The organism is Microcystis sp. M20BS1, from assembly GCF_020245305.1.
Taxonomy (GTDB): domain Bacteria; phylum Cyanobacteriota; class Cyanobacteriia; order Cyanobacteriales; family Microcystaceae; genus Microcystis; species Microcystis ichthyoblabe_A.
The window spans coordinates 1-6,486 of sequence record NZ_JADBUZ010000002.1; the positions used below are offsets into that span (position 1 = coordinate 1).

Here is a 6,486-nt window from a genome sequence, read left to right on the forward strand (position 1 = left end):
CAAATTAGTCCCCCCATAGAACCCCCTTGAGCCATCTTGCACACTTTTCTCTTTTTGTCAAATTTTATGTTAAGAAAGATGTGACTAATGGATAGCTTGATAAGGGGGGTGTCTGACAACTTTTAACGCCTACCTACTTAAGAAATATGTAACTAATGGATGGCGGGGGTAGCTGACAATTTTTAACACAGAAAAAGGGTTTCTCGGAGAAACCATTTTTCTAGGTGACTTAGAAGGAGAGCTTAGAAACTTAGATAAAGAAATTACCCACTGGAATGCTCCCTAAAGCTGGTAAAGTACCAGTAAATCCGGTGATATTTATTAATAAATCATTGCTGGATTGGAAGCCAGCCGTGAGAGGAGCGGGTATTTGTCACAGGGGAATTAATTTGTGGTAGCATACAATTAAATGCGTTTTGTCTGCTAGGATAATGCTCAACCTTTCAAAAGACATTCATTCTTTAACTGAGTTTAAACGAAACACGACCCGGTTCCTAGAGCATCTCAAACAAACCAAAGACCCTTTGGTGCTTACGGTTGATGGGAAAGCAGCACTCGTCGTGCAAGATGCGGAATCCTATCAGACACTTCTTGAAGCTGCTGAATTGGTTGAGACGCTTAAAGGAGTCAAGCGTGGTCTTGAAGAGATGAAGCAAGGCAAAGGTAAGAAGGCAGAGGAATTCTTCTCTGAATTGTTCGATAAGCTGGACAGTTCTCCATGAGCCAAAAGTATCAAGCGGTCATACAACCTGAAGCACAACAGGGAATTGAAAAAGCCTATCTGTGGTTCAGTAAAGATTCTCCTCGAAAAGCGAGGTTGTGGCTAGAAGGATTGTACAAAGCAATTCTGTCACTAGAGCAAATGCCTTACCGTTGTTCACTTGCTTTTGAAAATAATTTCTTGGAGGAAGAAATCCGACAACTTATTTATGGTAAGGGACGTAGTGCCTACAGAATTCTCTTTACCATCACTGGCGATATTGTGCAGATTCTTTTCGTGCGCCACGTTGCACAAAAGCCTTTGTCAAGTCAAGAAGATGAAGAAGAGTAGAGGTCCATGGCATACCATTGTTGTCCTAAATTGTGACGGCAAAGTTTTGATAGGTAAGGTTATACCATTTTTATTTATTCGTGGCAGACATCTTACTGTCCTCTCCCAAAAAGGGAGAGGGGGTGTGGGTGATGGTAATTAACCATCTCTGCCATTACTTTAGAAAAAAGGTATTAATTAAACAAAGAAATTACCCACTGGAATGCTCCCTAAAGCTGGTAAAGTGCCAGTAAATCCGGTGATATTTATTAATAAATTATTGCTGGATTGGAAGCCAGCCGTGCTATCATTAATAACGAGATAAGTTCCAGCTATTGCACCGGTTGTTACTTGCACTAAGGCGGCACTATTAACCCCTAATCCTTGATTACCTGTAATCGCTCCATTAGCATCAGTAAATACCTGATTGATTAAATTCTGTAAAGTGGTGACAGTGCTATTAGCAGCACGACTGAAATTGCTAGGCGCACTGATAGCGTTTCCAGCTTGAGTTAATAAGTCAATTTTATCACTATTGATGGCAAAATCTGTGATACGATCCCTTGTTGATATGGTAGATTGACCAAATTGGAAGATAAAAGTATCTGCACCTAAACCACCGGTTAAGGTATCAATTCCCGCACGTCCATTGATTTGATTATTGCCACTATTTCCGGTGATTTTATTGTTACCGGCGTTACCTGTACCATTAATATTATTACTGCCAATTAGTCTGAGGTTTTCCACATTAGCGGGTAGGGTAGTGGTGACATTAGCGGTTAAGGTGTCGCTGATGGTGACAATTCCCTTGTTATTGGTAAGAGTTGCATTGACGGGATTACTGAGGTTAATGGCAAAAGTTTCGTTTGCCTCATTAAGGTTATCATTGAGGATGGGAATGCTAATAGTAGCAGTGGAAGTATTAGGTGCAATGGTGATAGTTCCGGTTTTGCTAGTGTAATCTACATTAGCGGTAGCGTTAATGGGTGCAGTGGTATAGTTGAAGGTAATTGGTTGTGGATTGGGGTTGTTGACAGTGACGGTAAGAATTGCATTATTATCTTTACCCTCGACAACGGTGATATTATTGATGGATAGTTTGGAGAAATCATCATTGGTAATTGTCCCCGTCACTGCGGTGGTCGTACCTACGGTATAACCTGTCCCAGAAGCTAAAGTTAATGCTATAGTTTCGTTACTTTCAACTGTAGTATCGGTTTTGGGGTCAACTGTTACGGTAGCAGTGGATGAATTAGCAGCGAAGGTGACTGTATTGGTAGTCCCTGTACGAGTGTAGTCGGTATTAAGAGTAGCTGTCCCTCCCAGGGTGTAATTAACCGTTAAAGGATTGGTTGTTACTCCTGTACGAGTGAAGGTATAGACTAAGTTGGTTGTCCCATCTTCGGTAACACTACCAGGAGAAACTGCAAGAGTGACACTGGTATTATCACCATCATCATTAGTAATTGTTCCTAATCCTTGATTATCTGTAATCAGCGCATTGCTAGGATTAGCAAGGTTAATCAAGAAAGTCTCATCTGGTTCAATTGCAGTATCACCATTGACGGAAATAATAATATCTTGGCTGATTTGTCCGGGGGTAAAGGTGAGAGTCCCTGTTTTCGCTGTATAGTCGCTTCCTGCTGTTGCTGTGTTATTAGCAGTGGCATAATTTACGGTAATTGTTTGGGTACTTGTGGTTGACAATGTAACTTTAAATATCAGGTTATTTGTTCCTGAATTGTTTTCTACAATTGTCGGATTTGAGATAGTAAAGAATGGTTTATTCCAATCGGCTGCTGTCCAGGTAGTTGTTGCTTGCCAAGTTTGGGGTGTCCATTCATCAATACTTTTCCAAGCATCTCCTGACCATTTAGTTGTAGCTTGCCAAGCATTATTTCCCCAGTCAGGTATGGCATCCCAAAAGTTATCAATTGTCTGTGATGCTGTAGCTGTTGTTGCTATTTCATAGCTATTTGTGTCCAGAAAAGATGATGCAAGCTTTAGCGTTGAATTGCTTTGATTTGCAGTTGATGGAGATAAACCAAGTTTCTTGTCAGACTGTCCAATAATCGCATCCCACGCATCTGAAGTCCAAGATTTAGCTGCGTTGTAAGCGGATTTTACTGCATCGGATATAGTTCCAAGACCATCAATGGCACTTCCAATTGCTTTTCGATTCAGTTCAACGGTTCCACGATAAGTTAAAGCAGCACCCAGAATTGGACGTATTGCAGCAACGGCTGCTTGAAGGGCAAAATAATCAGCATCAGGCAAATATGTAAACCAGTAACTACTTAAATCAGTGGTATTTCCGTTGGCAACTTTCCGAGTTAAATCTGTCGGTTTTGTATGTATATTATTGGTTATCGTAACAGCTTGATTTAAGACGGGAACTGTATGTTTTTCAAGGGTAATTGCAGATGTTGGTTTTGAATATTTGTCTAAGTTCCAGACTCCATTTAGGTATGATGAACCTGCCATGCTAACCACATCGGCCGAAGTTATGTAATGAGTGACACCTAAGTTATTAGTAGCGTTGAAATTAATGCCGGGTTGTTGGGAAATACCCGGACTATTGAAAGTAACAATCTTTCCGAGTTGTCCTGTATAACTACCCCCTACCCATTGAGTTAATGCACCGCCTAAACTATATCCAGTAATATTAGGTCGTAGAGTCAATCCGCTTACAGGATTAGTTACTTCTGAAAGCCATTGATTGATTGCGGCTTTATTGTTAGTAAATTGATTATAGCCAATTCCTTTAGGATTCAAATCACTTAATAGATCTTTTCCTTGGCTAAATCCACCCCGAATCGCTAAAACAGGAGGTTTAGCGAGGTCATAAATTGTGCCATTAGTAAAGGTATAGGATTGATTGGCGCTGGTGAGTTGGTTGATTAGATTCTGTCCAGCAGTATAGGCGGCGGTATTGTTACCGCCTGAAGTGTTGGCAATATCTTGCAGTAAGTTATTGCTATTGGATGTAAATTCATTGGCATTAAGGGGATTGGCTAAAACCAGAAAGAATTTTTCATCAGAAGTTAAACCAACAGCATCAAATCCTGTGGTAGAATCTTTGAAAACTTTATTGATACGATAGCCTTCGTAACCCAGGTCACTATAGTCATAGATCTTATCTACTTCTTTGCCTTTATCCGTATCTTTCCAAATATCACGAAAAGCAGTGTCTTTGGCAAAAATCTCAAAGGTTTGGTCGGTAGGAGGCGCACTTCCTAAAACGGTAATTTCTATTTGTTTGCTGGTTTGTCCTGGGAAAAAGGAGAGGGTTTTTTTGACAACATTGTTAAAATCTTTTAATTGGTTAGGGTCTATTGAATTGGCACTTCCATCAAGGGTATAGTAATCAACGGTTATCGGTTTATCATAAGCTGAGGACAGTTTAACCTCGAATTTAAGCACTTTTGTTTGATTAGTCCCTGCGGGAACATCGACCCACGCATTACTGACTGATATCGTTGGTTTAGGTGGAGGATTAGGAGTGGGTGGGAGTGCGGTAAAAGTGACTTGATCAAATATATTTGGATATTTTGGATCTATTGGATTTGTTATTTTTTGATTAGAATAATCAATCCATGTGAATTCGTCCACAACTGAAAGTCCATCTGGATTTATATACCAAACTTGGTTCGCAGTATTTCCACTAATAATACTATTTGAATTCCATGTACCATAATTGCCAATACCACCACCTAAGTTGGCATTATTGTTAGTAATAATGTTATTCGTTAATGTTAATGTTCCCCCGTTGGAAATTCCCCCTCCATAAGTAGCCGTATTACCAGATATTGTGTTGTTGTTTAATGTTAATATTCCACTGTAGGAGTTGTCAATTCCCCCTCCAACTCCACTTCCAACTCCACTTCTTATAGCCGTATTACCAGATATTGTATTATTGTTTAATGTTAACGTTCCCCTTTCCCCGTTGTAATAGTGGGGTAAACCGTTGTAAATTCCCCCTCCATAATTAGCCGTATTACCAGATATTGTATTATTGTTTAATGTTAATGTTTCACGGTTCCAAATTCCCCCTCCATAAGTAGCCGTATTACCAGATATTGTACTGTTGGTTAATGTTAATGTTCCATCGTTGTAAATTCCCCCTCCTCCAACATTAGCCGTATTACCTGTTATTGTACTGTTGGTTAATGTTAATATCCCGTTGGAACTGTTGTAAATTCCCCTTCCTCCTCCTTTGCTGCTGATATAGAGATTGTTTAATGTAACTCCAAGTTTACTAGAGTTAGATATTATAGAATTATAATCCATCCACCGAATTGGTGGTTTATAACTAGCATTATTAACAATAGAAGCTAGTGCTGTTCCATCAGTTTCAATGGTAATCGAACCTTGCGTCCTCAAACTGCGATCGCCTGTTGTCGTATTATTAACATAAGTTAAAGCATAAGTCGTTCCTGATTTCAGCTTAATAATATAGGGAGTATTAGGACTTTTATTAGCAATTGCCACAGCATCCCGCAAAGATAAACCACTCCCAATAGTGGCACTACCATCATTCTCATCTATAGTAGTATTGACAATTAAAGTAATTGGTGCTGTTTGTTCAACCCCTATAAATTGTCCCCCTAAATCAATAACAGAACGATCATCTTCTGTTTGAATATAAGTTAACTCAGCCTCAGTTAAATTAACCCCTCTCACCAGATGAGAAAATAATTCTCCCTCATCCCCCACCGTATCCACCGTATTAACTTGAGCATCCACAAAATGCCCAATTTCTTCCAACATCACCGCAACCAAAGCATCTGAACTAGCAGAAGCAAAAAAGCTTTCAGATAGATATATCTTATTGGTGCTAATCCCATAAGCGCCATTTGCACTACCTAAAACACTGCTGTTGACAACCTCAATCTCAGGAAGTTGACTAAAATTTCGGCTTTTCCACTGCTGTCGTAACTCTGTCGCTTTAACCACATCATAACTTGTGCCAAAAGCGGTTTCTAAATTCGCCCAAAAGCCATCAGATTGAGCAAAATTGAACAAAACATCGTCAACAGCAGGAAAGCTCGGCAAAAGGGTAGAAGTCATGACGTTAACCGCAAAGGATGACTGCGACTATTTTATTCAAAGAATCCCGAATTTTTCAAGGTTTCTATAACAAAAATTTACAGAAAACGGGTTTCTCAAAGAAACCCGTTTTCTAAGAAACCCGTTTTCTAGATATTGATTTTTGCCAAAGACTGCCTAAATTCTGCGAGAGAATTAGCGGTAGCTGCTAATTTTAGTAGCTCTTCTAAGATAGTAGGGTTAGTCATTTTGCCGATTATCTCTTCAATTTCTGAAGAAATCTCTCCAAACCGCACAGTTAAAACTGTTTTTATGGCATCGCGGCTTTTTTCTAGCACCCCGATTTCCTTACCGCGTTCGATTCCTCGTAACTCCATATTACTCATTAAAGGCATGGTTCTTTCCTC

General features: G+C 39.7%; 3 protein-coding genes and 2 pseudogenes. 2 read left to right on the plus strand and 3 right to left on the minus strand.

Translation table 11 applies throughout. The features are described 5' to 3' along the window. Window positions 1-250: 250 nt before the first annotated feature. A pseudogene (locus IM507_RS23365) lies at window positions 251-355 on the minus strand (bluetail domain-containing putative surface protein); the annotation flags it as partial. A gap of 76 nt (window positions 356-431) precedes the next feature. Between IM507_RS23365 and IM507_RS00050 the strand changes: the two are divergent. Together IM507_RS00050 and IM507_RS00055 are read left to right on the plus strand one after the other, a co-directional pair. Further along, a complete protein-coding gene (locus IM507_RS00050) occupies window positions 432-722 on the plus strand; it encodes a type II toxin-antitoxin system Phd/YefM family antitoxin (protein ID WP_002754869.1) in 291 nt (96 codons plus the stop codon). Next, window positions 719-1,051 carry a type II toxin-antitoxin system RelE/ParE family toxin gene (locus tag IM507_RS00055; RefSeq protein ID WP_287636271.1) on the plus strand — a complete coding sequence of 111 codons (333 nt, stop codon included), beginning with the start codon at window positions 719-721 and terminating at the stop codon, window positions 1,049-1,051. The genes IM507_RS00050 and IM507_RS00055 overlap by 4 nt, the downstream gene beginning before the upstream one ends. Window positions 1,052-1,228: 177 nt before the next feature. Here the strand turns inward: IM507_RS00055 and IM507_RS00060 are convergent, their stop codons facing one another. Continuing rightward, on the minus strand, window positions 1,229-6,100 hold the full coding sequence (locus IM507_RS00060; RefSeq protein ID WP_287636272.1) for a Calx-beta domain-containing protein: 4,872 nt from the start codon (window positions 6,098-6,100) through the stop codon (window positions 1,229-1,231). 128 nt (window positions 6,101-6,228) lie between these two features. After that, window positions 6,229-6,486, minus strand: a pseudogene (locus IM507_RS00065) (hypothetical protein); the annotation flags it as partial.

Bases quoted from the DNA above. Each gene is read 5' to 3' on its own strand.
- IM507_RS00055 (WP_287636271.1), top strand. From the start codon at position 719: ATGAGCCAAAAGTATCAAGCGGTCATACAACCTGAAGCACAACAGGGA.
- IM507_RS00050 (WP_002754869.1), top strand. From the start codon at position 432: ATGCTCAACCTTTCAAAAGACATTCATTCTTTAACTGAGTTTAAACGA.
- IM507_RS00060 (WP_287636272.1), bottom strand. From the start codon at position 6,100: ATGACTTCTACCCTTTTGCCGAGCTTTCCTGCTGTTGACGATGTTTTG.